Below are 17,508 nucleotides of genomic sequence, written 5' to 3'. Positions count from 1 at the left end.
ACCGGGCTCTCACTGGGTGGAAGCGGGTGTGTATGAAAAACGCTGTACAGAGGAAATTGCTTCCTCTATAGCACCCTTAGCCTGGCGTGGTTGATGCCGCTCCGGCGATTGCAATCTCCCCTGGAGGATACTTCCCTATGGCGACCATCGCCCAACTCGAAGCGGCCTACACCGCGATCACCCGCCTGACGCCGTCGACGGCTCAGTCCCTGATCCTGCAAGACCTGGCCATCCGTTCGCAGAACGGCGTCATCACCGACGACCAGGCTTACGCCTACATCATCGGCCAAGCTCAAAGCACGACCTCGGTCGCCGCTCTGTCCTACCAGTTCTTCACGGGCAAGATCCCGACCTCGGCCGGCTTCGACTACCTGGTCAACAGCGCGACCAACACCTCGGACCTGAACGACCCGGCTTACCAGGCGTTCAACCTGGAAAACCGCTACATCAACTTCGCCATCAACCTGGGCGTCGTTGGTGAAGGCCGCACGAACTTCCTGGCCACCTTCGGTGGTCTGTCGTTCGCCGACACCGTCGCTGTCGCCTACAACCGCATCATCGGCAACGCTCAAGCGACCGCCGCGAAGATCGATGTGAACGCCGCGATCGCCAACATCGCCGGCCGTAAGGCTTACTTCGACGCCGTCGTCGCTCAAGCCGGCATCACCGCCGCTGACCGCGACCTGGCCGCCAAGGCCGCTGTCGTCGGTTACATCATGGCTGAAGCCACGAAGGCCCAAGTCGGCATCTACTCGAACGGCCTGAACAACTTCTACCTGGACCTGGCTCCGGACGCGAAGGCCAACTACAACGTTGACCTGAACACCTACGTCGACAACGGCGGCGGTGACGGCGGCGCTGGCACCCCGGGCGAAACCAAGGCAATCGCCGCGGACGGCAGCTACACCGGCACCGGCCAGAACGACACCGTCACCGGCACGATCCAAGCCGCTGCCGCTGACGTCACCATCTCGCTCGGCAATGGCGCTGACTCGGTGACTGCCAAGATCGACGCGAGCGCCGCGGCTCTTACCACCACGGTCGACCTGGGCGCTGGCAACGACACGTTCAACGCCGCCGTCACCGGTGGCGCTGGTACGGGTGCTACCACGATCAACGCTGGTGCCGGCAACGACACCGTGACCGCGACCTACACCCAAGGCGCTGCTGTCACCACCTTCAACGGCGGCGACGGCAACGACACCCTGAAGCTGTCGCTGGCTGCGGACACCACCGCCGCTCTGACGAAGGTTTCGGCTTTCGAAACCATCGAGCTGACCGCGACCGCCGCTGGCGTGGACGTGGCTGCTGACAACTTTAAGGCTGCTTCGGGCGGCACGGCTGCCATCTGGCAAGCCGGCGCGGCGCAAGCCATCAACGTGACGGGCATCGTCGAAGGCGTGAACGTCGGCAGCAAGGCTGCTGGCGCTGCGACCTTCACCTACGCCAACGCTGACGACGCCACCGTGACCGTCAGCGGCTCGGTTGGCGCTCTGGTCATCGGCGGTGTCAGCGACACCGTGAACCTGACCGCTTCTAAGAACAGCACCATCGCGACGGGCATCACCGTCAGCGCTGACGTTCTGAAGCTGACTGGCACGAGCGAAATCGCCGCCAACACCGTCGTGTTCAACGGCGCGGGCGACGTCAGCCACACCATCGACGCTTCCACCCTGGGCGCTTCGACCCTGATCACCTACGTCACCGCTTCTGGCGCAGACGGCCTGGACACGGTGAAGCTGACGGCTAGCGCCGACGTGCTGAACCTGACGGCTGGTTCGGTCAACAGCGCGACGATCACCCTGGGCGGCGGTGCTGACACCGTGGTTCTGGGCGACGCCACCGTTGCCGCCAACTACAGCTGGGACGGCACGGCGCTGAAGACCTTCACGCAGATCACCGACTTCTCGCGTGGCTCGGACAAGATCGACGTGACGGGCACCTACAAGGCCGCCACGAACGTGATCGGTGTTTCGGACCTGAAGGCCTACATCGAACAAGCGGGCACCGGCATCGACGCTCAGGTCGGCGCTGGCGAATGGACCGTGTTCACCTTCGGTTCGCATTCCTACATCTTCGCTGAAGATGCGGGCAACCAGAAGACCCTGGTCCAGCTGACCGGCGTGACCGGTGTCACGGGTGGTGCCAACAACACCTTCGACGTCTACTAAGACTTCGAAGTAGTTGAGAGCTACGGAAAGCCGGCCTTCGGGCCGGCTTTCTTTTTTCTGAATCTAGGTTAGCAAGGCTCCGGGTCATTAGATGAGCGGAGCCAAATGAGCAGCTGGAGCGAAGGCTACACGACGGACGTTCAGTACACGTCCCACTTCCACTCGGAGCTCTCTCCGACGCACATCGCATTCACGGCGAACGTCACGGGTTACCGTGCGCCGGATGTAACCAAGCCTTTCGCGTACTGCGAACTCGGTAGCGGTCAGGGCGTATCCCTAAACCTGATTGCGGCGGGGCACCCGGACAGCCGCTTCTGGGGGTTCGATTTCAACCCTGGCCAGACAGCCAATGCTCGCCGCCTGGCGGAGCAGGCGGGGCTCACGAATGTCGTCTTCGAAGATTGGAGCTTTGCTCAAGCGATTGAAAATGCTTCGGCTTTGCCGAAGTTCGACTTCATAACGCTGCACGGCATCTACTCGTGGGTCTCGGAGGACAATCGCCGTGAGATTGTCGCCTTTATTGATCGCACCCTGAAGCCGGGGGGGCTGGTCTACATCTCGTACAATGCTCTTCCCGGATGGGCTGGAACTGCTCCGTTCCGCCATTTGGCGCGCCAACACCTTCTGCGGTTTCCTGGCCGGTCCGACCGCCAAGTTCCCAAGTTCCTCGAACTTTCAGACATGCTCGAGAACGCGGGCGCCGCCTACTATGCGACCAATCCTTCGCTGGCCTCGCGGCTAAAGATGATCAGATCTCAGCCGCCTGCATACTTCGCGCATGAATTTCTCAACGAGAATTGGCAACCGTTCTACGTCGATGAAGTCGCCCGCCAGATGTCCGGCGCGCGGCTTGAATACATGGCTTCGGCAACCCTGCCGGAGAATATAGATGTGGCGGCGGTTCCGCCTGGCTTGCCCGCGCTTATCGGGCAGGTCGCCCCGGACGATCGGGTTTGGCAGGAGCTGCTGCGAGACTACGCTAACAACAAGGCGTTCCGACGGGATATCTATGGCCGCGGTGTCAACACCGTAACTTCCAGTGAACAGCTGAACCGTTTCCTTCAGTGGAGCTTCGCGCTCGCCGTGCCGCGGGATGAGGTTCGCTTAAAATTCAATAGCCCGCTGGGTGAAATCGGCGGAGCCCCCGAAATCTACAATCCCATCTTTGATCGCTTGGCCAAGGGGGCCGCAGGATTCGATGAGCTCCTGCAGTTGGATCCTGGTATCGATCGCGGACGACTTACCCAAGCATTGACCCTTCTGGTGCATTCAAGACAGGTTAGCGTTCTTAGCGCCAAACCTGACCCAAAGGCGGTCAGGCCTATCAATACCGCTATTGTAGAGGCGGCTTACGACGGCGTTAGCCTCGGCGTCTTGGTGGCTTCTGCTGCGCGAACTGGGTTTGCGGTGACGGGCAACGACCTTTTCGCGGCCGGCGCGATGCTCGCAGGTCGCGGTAAGTCGGCCGAAGATGCAGCCGAGTATGTCTATGAGAAGCTCTCGGCCCGGGGGCGCGCTATCCAGAAGGAGGCAAAGCCGCTCACTTCGCGTAAGGATGCAACGGCGTACTTGGTCACGCAGTTTACCACTGCTCTCCTCAGCAAATCGGTCATCTGGAAGACGCTAGGCATCGTCTAACCGGTTTCAGTCCCCCACCCTCTTTCTTCCTCCCCGACGCGCGGCCGGTCGCCCCGTGGGCGGGGGGGGGGTACAGCAAAGTCATATTAAGCGCCGCTTGAACCCTCTCCGTTTATGCGTTAAGAAACGGGGCAATTCATCAATCTGTCTGTCGGTTTCGGCCGGCATGGGGGCGAGGTTCCGGCCATGTACGGCAATCCGCAACGTCTAAACACCACCGAGGCGCAGGACCTGCGCAAAGAGGGTGGTCGTTGGCTCAAGGCGCAGCGCGAAGCGGCGGGTCTGTCCCAGCGTCAGCTGGCGGCTCTGGTCGGCGCTGACTACTACACCTTCATCTCGCAGCTCGAGACCGGCCGTGGCCGCATCCCGCCGGATCGTTATCGGGACTGGGCTGAAGCGCTGAACGTGGAGTCTCGCGATTTCGTGCGCGAGTTACTTCGCTTTTACGATCCGATAACCTATGGGATCCTTTTTGAAGCCTAACCGGTTTTTGCTGGTTTAAGGATCGCCTCCGCGCATGGTCGCACAGGTCATCAATCTGTTTCGTCGGCCCGCGGCTTTGCCGGAGGACTGGACTCAGGCGGAGATCGCCGAGTTCTATCGGGTCGAGAGCGCCTTGATCCAGGCTGGCCTGCGGATCGAGACCGATCGCGGGATTTCCGACGAGGGCGAGCCATGGTTCGTCTTCTGTCGCGCCGACGATGGCGAGGTGGTCATCCACTTCGCGCGTATCGACGGTCACTACATCGTTTCCTCGCCCGCCTATGACGGCGTGGCGCAGGGTCTGAACTTCCAGGCCCTGGTGCGCAACCTGCTCGACCGGCACCCGCTGGTCCAGACGCGCAAAGCCGCCAACAACAACGTCTTCTTGCACCCGGCGGCGATCCTGATCGCCATTGTCGGCACTGCCTTCTTCAAGACGGGCGAAGCCAAGGCGGACGATGGGTCTGGCAAGGCCGACACCCGCCGAGCCCTTCTCGCCACGACTTCGACGCCGACGACGGTCGTCAGCACGCCCGGCGAAGGCACGATCAAGATCGACGGCGCTCAGGCCATTGCCATCCTGACCAGCGCCATGCTGATCCTGCAGCGCGACGGCGCGCTTGCGGCGACCTCGGCTCCGGGCGACCCTGCGGTCGCTATGTCGACATCCTTGGAGCGGGAGGTCGGACCTTCGGCTCCTGTCATCGGTGCGGTGGCGGAGGCCGCTCAGACCGAGTTCAACTTCAATCCCGCCGACCCGACCATCAAAAGCCTGCTGGCGTTGACCGCCGTCCTGGCCGATCTGCCTTCGGCCCCGGTCGTCTTGGCTTCGTTTGGTGGGGTGAGGGCTCCCACCACTCTGCAGGTCAGCGCCCCGGTCGTGAACCAGTCGAATGCAGGTCTGCATGCGCCGGTGATCGAACGTTGGCAGTTGGAAATCGATCTGCGCGCTGCTGATGTTCCCGAAGTGTCGGCTATCCGCGTGGTTCAGAACCTTGCGCGCGGCGAACTGGCCGGCGTGACGGTGCACCAGGGGAGCCTCCCCGACATTCTGGCCAAGTTCATCGCCAAGGGCGATGTGATCAACACAGCTGTCGTCCAGCCTCAAGGACCGTCTTCGGAGAACGAAGGTCCTGGCGCTCCGCCGCCCGCAGGCGGATCGGGCGATGCGCCTTCTCACCCTGTTCCTGCTGCGCCGCAGCCGGAATCGTCGCCGGTTCTGGATCAGGCCGCGGTCGCAAAGCAGATTTTCGACTTCTTCGTTGCTCACACCTCGAAGGTCGAAATCGTCGTGACCGGCTCGGCCGTGGTGCTCTACGACGCCTCGCTGATGGATACGTCGGCCGACTGGTCGAATGTCGCCAGCGTGACCTTCAACTTCGATGACGGCAGCTCAATCAGCGTCGTCGGACACTCGCACGCCGTCTACGATTACCACCACGGCGGGTGACGTCCTGCGTCGACAGGGCTTGGCCCTTCGCGCGGCTCCCTCTATTACGACCGGCGAAATGTCGCAGAAGTGACAGCCCGCGTCTTCGAGCCTTGGCGAAGTTGCGTAACTACTATAGATGCCTCGCCTGACGCGCTCGGCCGCGCCGACCGGATAGCCTAGACTTCATGACGAACCTGAAGGAGCTGTTTCGCGCTCTCAGCGCCTGGGACGTCTGGTGGGCGATCGCCATGGACGACGTCCTGGCGCGCTATCGGCGCACCGCGCTCGGCCCGCTCTGGATCGTGCTCGCGCAGGCCGCCTTCGTGGCCGGTCTCTATATCCTGCATAAGAGCCTGTTCGCGGCGGGCGGCGACCATTGGCGCTATCTGCTTTATCTTTCCGCCAGCATGCCGGTTTGGAGCCTGCTGTCGTCCTTGCTGCTGGACGGATCGACGGCGCTGTTGCGGGCCAAGGGCTTCATCGAAAGCTATCCGCTGCCGATGCCGATCTACATCGTGCGCTCGATCGTCGCCTCGTTCGTGATGTTCCTCCACATGCTGCTGGTCTATGTCGTCGTGCTGCTGATCGTGCGTCCGGCGTTCGAGCCCAGCATGCTCCTGGCGATTCCAGGCCTGGCGATCGTCATGCTGTTCGGTCTGGGGATCACCCTTCTGCTGGCGCCGCTGAGCGCTCGCTATCGCGATATCGCGCCGGCTCTGGCGGCGGGGATGAACCTGATGTTCGTGCTATCGCCCGTGTTCTGGACGCCGACGCCGGAGCAGAAGGCCCAGTGGCTGCTGCAGATCAATCCATTCTATCATCTGCTGGAGGTGGTGCGTACGCCCCTGTCCGGCGGGCAGATCGAACCGCATAACTGGATTATCGCCGGGGCGATCGCCGTGACCAGCCTCGTCGCGGGGGTGATCGTCTTCGGGCGCACCCGTTCGACCATCAGCTACTGGATCTAGCCCATGGCCCACATCACCCTCGACGGCGTGACCGTGGCCTATCCGGTCGTGATCTCGAACCGCCAGCAGTCAGCCTTCGCCAATGCGGCGCACGCACTCAGCTTCGGCCGGTATGGGCGGGGCGTGGGCGTCGATCACGTGGTGGCCATCGACGACCTGACCCTGAACCTGCCGCGCGGCACCCGCATCGGCCTGATCGGCCGCAACGGGTCGGGCAAGAGCACCCTGCTCAAGACCTGCGCCGGCATCATCACCCCGGCCAAGGGCAGGATCGACATCAACGGGACGGTCGGCTGCCTTCTCGGCCTGGGCGCCGGCCTGGAGGTCGACAAGTCGGGCATTGACAACATGCAGCTGATCGGCCGCTTCCACGGCCTGCGCGGGGCGGACCTGAAGGACGCCGTGGCCGAGGCGGCCGAGTTCACCGAGCTTGGCCCGTTCCTGCATATGCCGGTGCGCACCTACTCCACCGGCATGATGGCGCGGCTGGCCTTCGCCATCGCCACGGCGCAGCACAGCGACATCATGTTGATCGACGAGGTGATAGCCACCGGCGACGCTCACTTCATCAACAAGGCGGTCGATCGTGTCCGTACGGTCTGCGCCAATTCGGGCGTGACCCTGGTGGCCAGCCACATGCCGAACCTGCTGGCCGACTTCTGCGACGAGGCCATCTGGATGCATGCCGGCAAGGTGCAGGCCCGCGGGCCCGTGCTGGAGGTCTGGGATCAGTATGCCGCCAGCGTCAATTAAGGTTATTCGCAACCTGTCCGCGTGTATGGACGCATCCGTCGGCCTAGTCGGCGGGCGCGAGCTTGCTTACATTCCGCCGCAATTTCATGGTCGAGGCCCCGCCTTGATCGCTTCGATCCAGAGCCGCGCTTCGGCGCCGCGCCTTTAGGGCCTTTGAATGGCTGCTCCTGCCGCTCCTCAAGCTAACGCAAAGCCGACCGCTCTCAACCGTGCCGTCGACGCCGCCAAGCCGGCGATCGTCACCGCGGTCGTGTTCAGCTTCTTTATCAACGTGCTGGCCCTCGTCAGCCCGCTCTACATGCTGCAGGTCTACGACCGGGTCCTGACCAGCCGCAATGAGATGACGCTGCTGTTTCTGACGCTGATCGTCATCTTCCTGTTCGTCGTCTACGGCTTCCTGGAAGCGTTGCGCACTCAAGTCCTGGTCCGCGGCGGGCTGAAGTTCGATGGCACGGTGCGTGATCCGGTGTTCGGCGCGGTGCTCGACTCCACCCTGAAGCGCAAGGGCATGGGGCCGCAGTCATTTCGCGACATGGACCAGATCCGTGACTTCCTCACGGGCGCGGGTCTGATCGCGTTCTGCGACGCGCCATGGATTCCAGTCTTCGTCATCGTCGCCTTCGTCCTGCATCCGTTCTTCGGCGTCTTGGCGATCGTCTCGGGCCTGATCATCTTCGGTCTTGCCTTGGCCAATGATCGCGTGACGAACGAGCCGATCAAGAAGGCCAACCAAGCCGCGATCTCCGCGCAGAACGACGTCGGCGCGACGCTGCGGAACTCCGAGGTCATGAAGGCCATGGGTATGTGGGGCGGCCTGCAGGCCCGCTGGAAGCTCAAGCGCGACGAACAGGTCTCGTGGCAGGCGTCGGCCAGCGATCGGGGCGGCGCCCTGATGTCGGGCATCAAGTTCTTCCGTCAGGTGGTTCAGACGATCATCCTCGGGGGCGGCGCCTATCTGGCCATCAAGGGCGAAATCTCGCCCGGTTCCATGATCGCCGCTTCGATCATCGTCGGCCGCGCTCTCGCGCCGATCGAGCAGGCGGTGGGCCAGTGGAAGGGCTTTGTCAGCGCCCGCGGCAGCTGGGATCGTCTGCAGGTCACCCTGCGGGACAATCCTGAGGATGAACAACGGATGCCGTTGCCCGAACCCAAGGGGCGGCTGGCCGTCGAGGGCGCCGCCATCATGCCGCCAGGCGGCTCTGCGCCGACTTTGCGTAACGCCAGCTTCGTACTCGAACCGGGCACGGTCCTTGGCGTGGTCGGCCCCAGCGCCGCGGGCAAGTCCAGCCTCATGCGCGGTCTGGTCGGCGTCTGGCCGACGGTCGCCGGCGCGATCCGCTTGGACGGCTTCGACCTTAAGCAATGGGACCCTCAACAGCTGGGCCGCCACGTCGGCTACCTGCCGCAGGACATTGAGTTGTTCAGCGGTACGATCGCCGAGAACATCGCTCGCTTCTCCGAGTACGAGGCTAACGACGTCATTGAAGCCGCCAGCCTCGCTGGCGTTCACGAGATGGTGCAAGGTCTGCCAAACGGTTACGACACGCCCATCGGCGAAGTCGGCGCGACGCTTTCGGGCGGTCAACGTCAGCGCGTCGCCTTGGCCCGCGCGGTTTACCGCATGCCCGCCCTCGTCGTACTGGATGAGCCGAATGCCAGTCTGGACGCTGCCGGCGAACAAGCTCTGGTGGAGGCCATCACCAAACTCAAGTCGGCGGGCAAGACGGTCGTCTTCGCTACCCACAAGCCGAACCTTCTGGCCGTGGCCGACGCCATCATGGTGGTCAATGGCGGCGTGATCGCCGACGTCGGCAAGCGTGACGAAATGCTCGGCAAGCTGCTTGGCGCTCCGCGCCCGGCCGCACCGCCTGCTACGCCGCCGGCTGGCGGCGCTCCGGCCTGATCCCGACAAGGCGACAAGACATGAACCCGCTTCTGAAAATGCCCAAGCTGTCGGAAATCTTCGACCCCAAGGACAAGTCCAAGGGTGTCAGCCGTTTCGGCTACGGGATCATCATCTTCACCTTTGGCGTCCTGGGGCTCTGGGCGGCGTTCGCGCCTCTCGACGCCGCCGTGATCGCGCATGGCTCGCTGTCCAACGAGACCAGCCGCAAAACGGTGCAGCACCTAGAAGGGGGCATCGTGCGCGCCATTCACGTGCGTGAAGGTCAGGAGGTCAAGAAGGGGCAGTTGCTGTTCGAGCTCGACCCTACCCAGGCCAACGCCAGCTTCGAGATCGCCCGAAATCAGCTTCTGGCGTTGCGCGCTCAGGAAGCTCGTCTTTCCGCCGAGCGCGACAATCAGCCTTCGATCAGCTGGCCGGCTGAGTTGAGCAACGCGGCTGGCGATCCCGCCGTGGCGCGCGCTGTCGCCGATGAGCAGAAGCAGTTCTTCGAACGCCGGGCCACGATCCGCGGTCAGGTCGATGTGCTGAACGCTCAGAAGGCTCAGTTCCAGAGCGAGATCGACGGCATCGATCGTCAAAGCGCGAGCCTGCGTGAGCAGATGGGCTTCGTGGACGATGAACTGACCGGCCTGCGCACGATCTACGAGAAGGGCCTAGTACCCCGTCCGCGTCTCCTGGCGCTCGAGCGCGAACGCGCGTCTTTGAGCGGCTCGATCGGTCGACTGCAAGCCGACCGATCGAAGGCGCAGCAAGGTGTCGGCGAAGTCGGGCTCAAGATCCGCCAGCTGCAACAGCAGTTCTATGAGCAAGTCAGCCAAGAAATCGCGGAAGTCCGCGTCAAGATCGCCGACATCCGCGAGCGCGAGGTCGTGGCCGCCGATCAGGTGAAGCGCATCAATGTGGTCTCGCCGGCCAACGGCGTCGTCCAGAATCTGCGTGTGTTCACCAACGGCGCCGTGATCCGTCCCGGTGAGCCGATGGTCGATGTGGCGCCCGAGGACGAGGACCTTCTGATCCACGCCCAGTTCGCGCCGACCGACGTTGACAATATCCACAATGGCCTGCGCGCCGAGGTCCGCCTGAGTTCGTTCCACTCGCGCAAGATCCCAGTGCTCGAGGGAACGATCCAATCGATCTCTAAGGACCGCATCTACGACGAGGCCAGCAAGACCGCTTACTTCCTGGCGATTGTGCGCGTCGATGACAGCAACCTGCCCAAGGATGTCGCCGAGCGGATCACCGCCGGCATGCCCGCCGAGGTGATCGTGCCGACCGGCGAGCGCACGGTGCTGCAGTACCTGTTCGAGCCGCTGTCCAACACCCTGCGCAAAACCATGCGCGAGGAGTAGGGCGCCAGCTCATCCGTGAGGCCCCGCCGAAGCCGCGGGCGGGGCCGCTTAAAATTCGCCGCGCACCTGAGATAACGAGAAGGGCGCGAGCGCGCATGTCGAAGAAAGCGTTGATCACCGGCGTGACCGGTCAGGACGGGGCCTATCTGGCCGAGCTGCTCCTGAACAAGGGCTATGAGGTTTACGGCATGGTGCGCCGTTCGGCCTCGCCCGAGGCCATGCTGGAGCGTCTTCGCTGGATTGGCGTGGCCGACCGGGTCAACCTGGTCCTTGGTGACCTGCTGGATCTGGGCTCCCTGACGCGCGTGGTGCGTGATGTGCAGCCGGACGAGATCTACAATCTCGCCGCCCAAAGCTTCGTCGGCGCCTCCTGGGACCAGCCGCACCTGACCGGTTCGGTCACAGCCTTGGGCGTCACCAATATCTTGGAGGTCCTGCGTTACGAGGCGCCTAAGGCTCGCTTCTACCAGGCCTCATCATCGGAAATGTACGGCCGGGTGCAGGAGCCGATTCAAAGCGAGACCACACCGTTCTATCCGCGCAGCCCCTATGCTGTGGCCAAGATGTACGGCCACTGGCTGACCGTGAACTATCGCGAGAGCTACGGCCTGCACGCCTCGTGCGGCATCCTGTTCAATCACGAGAGCCCGCTGCGCGGCCTGGAGTTCGTCACCCGCAAGGTCACCGACGCCGTCGCCCAGATCAAATTGGGCAAGGCGACCAAGGTCGAACTAGGCAACCTGGACGCCAAGCGCGACTGGGGCCACGCCCGCGATTATGTGGACGCCATGTGGCGCATCCTGCAGCAGGATGAGCCGGACGACTACGTCATCGCCACCGGTCGCACGGTGACCGTGCGCGAGATGTGCGACATCGCCTTCAAGGCGGCGGGCCTGAACTATGAGGACCACGTCGTGGTCAGCGAGAAGTTCTTCCGTCCGGCCGAGGTCGACATCCTGCTGGGCGATCCGGCCAAGGCCAAGCGCGTCTTTGGTTGGGAGCCGACCACCACCCTCGAACAGATGATGACCGAGATGGTCGAGGCCGATCTGAAGCGGCACGGCGGCTGACCATGTCGAGCGGGCCCGTGATCGTTCTGGGCGCGGGAGGTCACGCCAAGGTCGTGATCGAACTGCTGCGCGCCAGTGGTCATGAGGTGTTCGGCGTGCTTGACGCCGATCCGACGCCGCGCACGGTCGTCGGGGCGCAGGTGATCGGCGACGATTCCAAGCTCGAGAGCCTGAAGGCAGACGGTGTAACCGCCGCCTTCGTCGCCATCGGCGACAACGGCTTGCGCCTGCGTATGGGCCGCAAGGCGCAGAAGGCGGGTTTTGAACTGGTAAACGCCATCAGCCCCGCCGCGCGGGTCTCGCCGTCGGCTCGCCTGGGCGCGGGAATCGCGATCATGGCCGGCGCGGTGATCAACGCCGAGACCGACTTGCGCGATCTGGCGATCATCAACACCGGCGCCGTGGTCGATCATGACGGGCTGATCTGCGAGGCTGCGCACATCGCACCGGGGTGCGCCCTGGCGGGCGATGTTACGGTCGGTCAGCGCGCCTTCCTCGGCGTCGGGACCAGCGTCATCCCGGGGCGCGAGATTGGCGACGACGCGGTGATCGGCGCCGGCGCCTGCGTGGTCCACGATATTCCGGCGGGCGCGCTCGCCATGGGCGTTCCGGCCCGCGTTACCGGCCGGGTGTGAGAAGACGAATGGCTGAAAACCTTCCCCGCATTTCCGTCGCCGCCCCCGTCTTGGACGGGCACGAGCGCGAGTATGTCAACGAGTGCCTGGACACCACCTGGATCTCGTCTGTCGGACGCTTCATCAGCGAATTCGAAAATAGCTTCGCAGAGTATTGTGGGGTCAAGCACGCCATAGCGTGCAACAACGGCACCACAGCCCTGCACCTTGCCCTGGTGGGGCTTGATCTGCAGCCGGGAGACGAGGTCATCGTCCCCAGCCTGACCTACATCGCCTCGGCCAACGCGGTCAGCTATTGCGGCGCGACCCCCATCCTGGCCGAGAACGAGACCCGCGCCTTCAACATCGATCCCGCTGATATCGAAGCGCTGATCACGCCCAAGACCCGGGGCATCATGCCGGTCCACCTCTATGGTCATCCGGCCGACATGGACCCCATCAACGCCATCGCCAAGAAGCATGGCCTGTTCGTTATCGAAGACGCCGCCGAGGCGGTCGGCGCCAAGTACAAGGGCCGCATGACCGGCTCGCTGGGCGACGTCGGCGTGTTCAGTTTCTTCGGCAACAAGATCATCACGACCGGTGAAGGCGGGATGATCACCACCAATGACGACGAGCTGGCCGCAAAGCTGCGTCTACTTCGTGGCCAGGGGATGGATCCCGCCCGTCGCTACTGGTTCCCGATCATCGGCTTCAACTATCGTATGACCAACATCCAGGCCGCTATCGGCCTGGCCCAGTTGGAGCGCGTCGATCACCACTTGGAAGGACGCCGTCGCGTGGCGGCGCTCTACGATCGGGCCATGGCGCGACTGGGCGACAGGGTCATCCTCCCGGTCGTCGAGGACTACGCCGAACACGTCTATTGGATGTACACGATCCAGCTGGGTGCGGGCGTCACCAAGTCCCGCGACCAGGTCATGCTCGACATGGATGCCCTGGGGATTGAGACGCGTCCGGTCTTCCATCCCATGCACGTGCTGCCGCCCTACCAGCATCTTGGCACGCGCCCGTTCCCGAAGGCTGAGCTGTGCGCCGGGCGCGGCGTCAACCTTCCAACCCACGGCCTTCTGAGCGAAGCCGACATCGAACGTGTGGTCGACGCCCTCGACAAGGTTCTGGCCTAGTCGCGTGAAGATCTCTCTCGTCTCCTCCTTCGTGCCGTTCATCAACGGCGGGGCCCGGTTCATCGTCGAATGGCTGGAGGAGAAGCTGCGCGCCCATGGGCACCAGGTGGAGCGCTTCTATCTGCCTTTCATCGACCATCCGGACGAGCTGCTGCACCAGACGGCCGCCTGGCGGTTGCTCGACCTGACTGACACCTGTGATCGGGTGATCTGCTTTCGGCCGCCGGCGCACGTGATCGACCATCCCAACAAGGTGCTGTGGTTCATCCACCACATCCGCGCTTACTACGATCTGTGGGACACCCCGTACGGCGTGCCGGTCGACGCCAAGTCGACCGCGGTGCGCAAGGCGCTGATGGACTTGGACACTCGCACCATCAAGGAAGCCAAGGCCGTCTACACAAACAGCCAAGTGGTGGCCGACCGACTGATGAACTTCAACGGCATCAAGGCCGATCCGCTCTATCCGCCGATCTACCAGCCGGAACGCTTCCGTCACGACGGCTATGGCGACGAGATCGTCGTGGTCTGCCGCGTGGAGCCGCACAAGCGCCAGTCGTTGCTGATCGAGGCGATGCAGCATGTGAAGAGCGGCGTGAAGCTGCGTCTGTGCGGCACGGCCTCCAACCCGACCTATGGCGCCGAGATCGGCCAGATGATCGGGGGCCTGGGCGTGGCCGACAAGGTGGTCTTCGACGACCGCTGGATCACCGAAGAAGAAAAGGCCGAGGTCATCGCCCCGGCCCTGGCCGTGGCCTATTTGCCCAAGGACGAGGACAGTTACGGCTATCCTTCGCTGGAGGGTGCGCATGCCAGGAAGGCTGTTCTGACCACGACCGACAGCGGCGGTGTGCTGGAGCTTGTGGAGAACGGCCGCAACGGTTTTGTCTCCGAGCCTGATCCCGTCGCCTTGGCGCAAGCGATGGACCGTCTGTGGCTGGACCGAAAACTCGCCGGCAAGATGGGCGACGCCTCGCTGAAGCGCCTGTCGGACCTGAAGATCGACTGGAACACCGTGGTGGAGCGTCTCACCGAATGAAGGTTCTGGTGGTCAACAACGCCGCCCCCTTCATCCGGGGCGGGGCGGAGGAGCTGGCGGACCATCTGGTGCGCAAGCTGAACGCTGCGAGCGGCGTGCAGGCCGAGCTGCTGCGCGTGCCCTTTGCCTGGGCGCCGCGCGAGCGACTGATCGACGAGATCGTGCTGAACCAGGCGTTCCAGCTGTTCAACGTCGACCGCGTCATCGGTCTGAAATTCCCGGCCTACCTAATCCCGCACGAGAACAAGGTCCTGTGGCTGCTGCACCAGTTCCGCCAGGCCTATGACCTGGATATCGCCGGCCAGAGCCACTTGGGCGACGATCCGGATGGCCGGGCCATCCGAGGCGCTATTCAGCACGCCGACGACCAGTGCTTCGCCGCCTGCCGCAGAATCTTCGTCAACTCGCCAACCACCCAAGGCCGGCTGAAGAAGTTCAACGGCTTCGCCAGCGAGGTGCTCTATCCGCCGCTGAACGACGAGGAGCTGTTCCAGCCCGGCGTGTACGGCGACTACATCTTCGCCGGCGGCCGCGTGGCGCCCGGCAAGCGCCAGCACCTGCTGATCGAGGCCATGGCCCTCACCCAAAGCGGTCCTCGCCTGATCATCGCCGGCCCGCCGGAAAGCGCCGAATACGCCGCCGAGCTGGAGGCGCTGGTCGAGCGGCTCGATCTGGGTGACCGCGTGGCGCTGAAGTTCGGTTTCCACCCGCGCGAGGACATCGCCCGCTGGGCGGCGGGGGCTCTGGCCTGCGCCTATCTGCCGTTCGACGAGGACTCGGTGGGCTATGTGACCATGGAGGCCTTCGCCTGCGCCAAGGCCATGCTGACGGTCGAGGACAGCGGGGGCCTGCTGGAAATCGTTAACAGCGACACCGGCGCGGTCGTGGCGCCGACGGCGCAAGCCCTGGCCGATGGAATGGTGCGGCTGGCCGATCCCGCCCGGGCCCGAAGCCTGGGTGCGGCGGCCAAGTCCCTATGGGACGAAAAAGGTGTGACCTGGGACGAGACGATCCGCCGATTGCTGGCGTGAGCGTCCTTGAATAGGTCACGATGATCTGGTTGATCCCACGGTCTGGAATACCGGGGGTCTGTGTAGAGAGACGAAGACGGTGATGGTGAAGAAGCTAGCCCTTGGCGCCTCGGCGCTGGCGCTCCTGCTGGGAGCGATTGCTCCCGGTCACGCCCTGGCCGACACCCTGGCAGAGGCCATCGACCTGGCCTATCGGACCAATCCTCAAATTCTGGCTCAACGCGCTGCGGTCAAGGCGCTGGATGAGAGCTACGTTCAGGCCCGCGCGGGTTTTGGCCTGCAGGCGAGCGGTCAGGTCAGCAGCACCTACAATTACAACGAGCGCGACGTGCCTGGCTCCATCCTCGCGCCCGCGGGGGAGCAAAAGGACAAGGACTACACCAGCGCCCGTCAGTTAGTCCTAGCGCAGCCGCTCTATACGGGCGGCCGCCTCACTGCGCGCCTTAACGCCGCCGAGGCGCAGATCAAGGCGGGCCGCGAGAGCCTGCGCCGCGCCGAGTACGATCTGTTGACGCGGGTGGTCGCCGCCTATGTGGGCGTGCGTCGTGACGAGGCGATCCTGCGCGTGAGCGAGGAGTCCGCCCAGGCTCTCGCCAAGATGCTTCAGGACAGCAAGGACAAATACTCGGTCCGGCAGGTCACCCTGACTGACGTGGAGCAGTCCACCCACCGCTATGCGGCGGCGCGCACACAAGTGGTCAACGCCAAGGCGCAACTGTCCATCTCCCGCGCCCAGTACGCGGCGATCGTTGGCCAGGCTCCGGGCACCCTGGAGGCGGAGCCCGACCTTCAGGGTCTGCCTGATACGCTTGACGAAGCCTTCGACCTGGCGGAACTCAACAGCCCCCTGCTGCTGCAATCGGCCTATACCGAGGCTGCTTCCCGATCACGCATGGCCGAGGCCAAGGCTGGTCGTATGCCGCAGGTGACCGGCCGCATCGATTGGGCGCGTGGCCCTGTGGCGCAGTATGACGACCGCCTGGGTCGTGTGGACAACTACACAGCCTCTGTAACCCTGACCCAGCCGCTGTTCTCCAGCGGCCAGATTTCTTCCGTGATCCGTCAGACCGTTGCGGAGAATAATCGCGATCAGCAGCTCATGGATGACGCTCGCCGCAACACGGTGTTCGGGGTTTCTCAGAGCTGGGATCAGCTAACCCTCTTCCGCGACAGCCTAGTCACGATCGAAGAGGAGATGCGGGCCGCCGCCGTGGCGCTTTATGGCGTTCGCGAGGAAGAGCGTTTCGCGCTGCGCAGCACGATCGAAATCCTGAACGCCCAGCAGGAGTTGCTGCAGGCTCAGCTCAACTTCCTGCGCACCCGTGCCAACGAATACACCGGCCGCGTTCAGCTTCTCGCCGCCACCGGCATGTTGCGTCCCGAGACCTTGTCGGCGACCACGGTAGCCTACGATCCGACCCGCAACTTCGATAGGGTTAAGTGGAAGGGGGCTCTGCCGACCGAGATCGTCACCCACCTGCTGGATGCGGTGCGCCAGCCGGATTTGTCCACGCCTGTGGCGGGCGACACCACACCGATCCGCCCCCAAAACGCCGAGCTTCCCGCTGACCCGGTCGAAGCCTCGAAGGTGGCGCCGCTGCCCTCTATCCTCGAGCTCGGCGGTTCCGAGGTTATCGAACGACCGACGTCCACCGCCCCGCGCAACTAGGCGCTGTGTAGACCGAACGGCTTCCGCGCTAGAGCTTGCGGGAATCTTAAGTCGAATTAATGCGCCAGCGCGCATTTTCCATCCGATGCTAAGATCCTCGATATCTCGAAATACAATTAATAATCAAGTACTTGGTGATGATGAAGCGAAGGGCGCAGGCAAATCGTGCTTGTCGGGTCGCGATCCTCGCAACCTATAATCAACGCGGCTAACGCAGCGCCGCTAAAGCCCCGCCTC

Annotated in this window: 14 protein-coding genes; all 14 read left to right on the top strand. The window is 63.7% G+C overall.

The window, feature by feature from the left end:
* Nucleotides 1-137: 137 nt before the first annotated feature.
* The 14 genes from ABOZ73_RS08875 (at nt 138) to ABOZ73_RS08810 (ending at nt 17,271) form a co-directional block, all read left to right on the top strand.
* Nucleotides 138-2,171 (top strand): hypothetical protein, encoded by a 2,034-nt coding sequence (locus ABOZ73_RS08875; RefSeq protein ID WP_369062387.1) that lies wholly within the window; start codon nt 138-140, stop codon nt 2,169-2,171.
* 105 nt (nt 2,172-2,276) lie between these two features.
* Entirely contained in the window at nt 2,277-3,809 is a 1,533-nt protein-coding gene (locus ABOZ73_RS08870; protein WP_369062386.1) for a methyltransferase regulatory domain-containing protein, read from the top strand.
* A gap of 186 nt (nt 3,810-3,995) precedes the next feature.
* On the top strand, nt 3,996-4,292 hold the full coding sequence (locus tag ABOZ73_RS08865) for a helix-turn-helix domain-containing protein (protein ID WP_369062385.1): 297 nt from the start codon (nt 3,996-3,998) through the stop codon (nt 4,290-4,292).
* A 34-nt stretch (nt 4,293-4,326) separates the two neighbouring features.
* Nucleotides 4,327-5,742 (top strand): hypothetical protein, encoded by a 1,416-nt coding sequence (locus ABOZ73_RS08860; protein WP_369062384.1) that lies wholly within the window; start codon nt 4,327-4,329, stop codon nt 5,740-5,742.
* Nucleotides 5,743-5,909: 167 nt separating this feature from the next.
* Nucleotides 5,910-6,692: an ABC transporter permease gene (locus ABOZ73_RS08855; RefSeq protein ID WP_369062383.1), complete on the top strand. Its 783-nt coding sequence runs from the start codon at nt 5,910-5,912 to the stop codon at nt 6,690-6,692.
* A gap of 3 nt (nt 6,693-6,695) precedes the next feature.
* A complete protein-coding gene (locus tag ABOZ73_RS08850) occupies nt 6,696-7,445 on the top strand; it encodes an ABC transporter ATP-binding protein (RefSeq protein ID WP_369062382.1) in 750 nt (249 codons plus the stop codon).
* A gap of 157 nt (nt 7,446-7,602) precedes the next feature.
* The gene (locus tag ABOZ73_RS08845) at nt 7,603-9,348 is read left to right on the top strand and encodes a type I secretion system permease/ATPase (protein ID WP_369062381.1); all 1,746 of its coding nucleotides are present in this window, start codon (nt 7,603-7,605) and stop codon (nt 9,346-9,348) included.
* Between the two features lie 20 nt (nt 9,349-9,368).
* Nucleotides 9,369-10,700 carry an HlyD family type I secretion periplasmic adaptor subunit gene (locus ABOZ73_RS08840; RefSeq protein ID WP_369062380.1) on the top strand — a complete coding sequence of 444 codons (1,332 nt, stop codon included), beginning with the start codon at nt 9,369-9,371 and terminating at the stop codon, nt 10,698-10,700.
* 95 nt (nt 10,701-10,795) lie between these two features.
* Nucleotides 10,796-11,770 carry a GDP-mannose 4,6-dehydratase gene (gene gmd / locus ABOZ73_RS08835; RefSeq protein WP_369062379.1) on the top strand — a complete coding sequence of 325 codons (975 nt, stop codon included), beginning with the start codon at nt 10,796-10,798 and terminating at the stop codon, nt 11,768-11,770.
* Between the two features lie 2 nt (nt 11,771-11,772).
* Nucleotides 11,773-12,405 (top strand): acetyltransferase, encoded by a 633-nt coding sequence (locus tag ABOZ73_RS08830; protein ID WP_369062378.1) that lies wholly within the window; start codon nt 11,773-11,775, stop codon nt 12,403-12,405.
* Between the two features lie 8 nt (nt 12,406-12,413).
* On the top strand, nt 12,414-13,532 hold the full coding sequence (locus ABOZ73_RS08825) for a DegT/DnrJ/EryC1/StrS family aminotransferase (RefSeq protein WP_369062377.1): 1,119 nt from the start codon (nt 12,414-12,416) through the stop codon (nt 13,530-13,532).
* Between the two features lie 4 nt (nt 13,533-13,536).
* Complete coding sequence (locus tag ABOZ73_RS08820; RefSeq protein ID WP_369062376.1) at nt 13,537-14,571, top strand: glycosyltransferase family 4 protein; 1,035 nt, start codon at nt 13,537-13,539, stop codon at nt 14,569-14,571.
* Nucleotides 14,568-15,602, top strand: a complete 1,035-nt coding sequence (locus ABOZ73_RS08815; protein ID WP_369062375.1) for a glycosyltransferase family 4 protein — start codon at nt 14,568-14,570, stop codon at nt 15,600-15,602. Before ABOZ73_RS08820 ends, ABOZ73_RS08815 begins: the two co-directional genes overlap by 4 nt.
* A gap of 82 nt (nt 15,603-15,684) precedes the next feature.
* On the top strand, nt 15,685-17,271 hold the full coding sequence (locus ABOZ73_RS08810; RefSeq protein WP_369062374.1) for a TolC family protein: 1,587 nt from the start codon (nt 15,685-15,687) through the stop codon (nt 17,269-17,271).
* Nucleotides 17,272-17,508: the final 237 nt, after the last annotated feature.

This window comes from Caulobacter sp. 73W, from assembly GCF_041021955.1.
Lineage (GTDB): Bacteria > Pseudomonadota > Alphaproteobacteria > Caulobacterales > Caulobacteraceae > Caulobacter.
Note: the sequence above shows the minus strand (reverse complement) of the source record. Positions and strands in the feature narration are given on the sequence as shown.